Annotated in this window: 2 rRNA genes; both read right to left on the bottom strand. The window is 54.5% G+C overall.

What is annotated here, in order from left to right:
• Positions 1 to 482 (bottom strand): 23S ribosomal RNA (locus FFS52_RS23580); the annotation flags it as partial.
• 452 nt (positions 483 to 934) lie between these two features.
• Positions 935 to 1030 (bottom strand): 16S ribosomal RNA (locus tag FFS52_RS23585); the annotation flags it as partial.

Raw genomic sequence — 1030 nt, forward strand, 5'->3', positions numbered from 1 at the left:
GATTCCACGAGCCCGCTGCTACTTGGGGACACCGTCACGCAAGACCATGTGTTTTCAGCTACCGGACTCTCACCGACTACGGCAGACCATTCCAGGCCACTTCACCTAACACATAGTTTTCTCACTCACGCTTCCACAGGCAGATGGAAGAAGACGAACCCCACAACCCCACACACACAACCCCTACCCGGTATCACATGCGCATGGTTTAGCCTCCTCCGCTTTCGCTCGCCACTACTCACGGAATCACAATTGTTTTCTCTTCCTATGGGTACTGAGATGTTTCACTTCCCCACGTTCCCCCCACACAGCCTATACATTCAGCTGGTGGTAACACGACATCACTCGTGCTGGGTTTCCCCATTCGGACACCCTCGGATCACAGCTCGTTTGACAACTCCCCGAGGACTATCGCGGCCTACCACGTCCTTCATCGGCTCCTGGTACCAAGGCATCCACCGAACGCCCTTACACACTTACAACAACACCTACAAACAACCCCCCACCCACAACCAACCACACAGGCCAGCCATGAACGAGGATCGAATGTAGACATCACAAAACTACATTTCTGCTAAATCACAGACCAGCACTCCAACAACAGTCGAAGCATTGGTTTGAAATAAAGATGCTCGCATCCACTATGCACTTCTCAAACAACACACACCATCCCACCTCCCACACCTCCGCGCCCCATCACAGGACACCTCACCAGCATGATCAGCCGAACAGCTAGGTCAGAGACAACACTAGTGTGTTCTCTCAGAACCCCGATAGCGTGACAATGAACCCGCCAGCCCTCACGGACCCGCAGTGACCCCCGATCCCTCTACCGGTGTAGAAGGAGTGGGCCTGTCTGATGTTTCACCCTCGAACACACACCCACCGCACAGACATACGCCGGCAGAAATGGGTGTTGTTGTGTGCTCCTTAGAAAGGAGGTGATCCAGCCGCACCTTCCGGTACGGCTACCTTGTTACGACTTCGTCCCAATCGCCGATCCCACCTTCGACAGCTCCCTCCCACAAGG

Origin of the sequence: Gordonia sp. ALPHA1B1, assembly GCF_005502615.1 — a bacterium.
Taxonomy (GTDB): domain Bacteria; phylum Actinomycetota; class Actinomycetes; order Mycobacteriales; family Mycobacteriaceae; genus Gordonia; species Gordonia hongkongensis.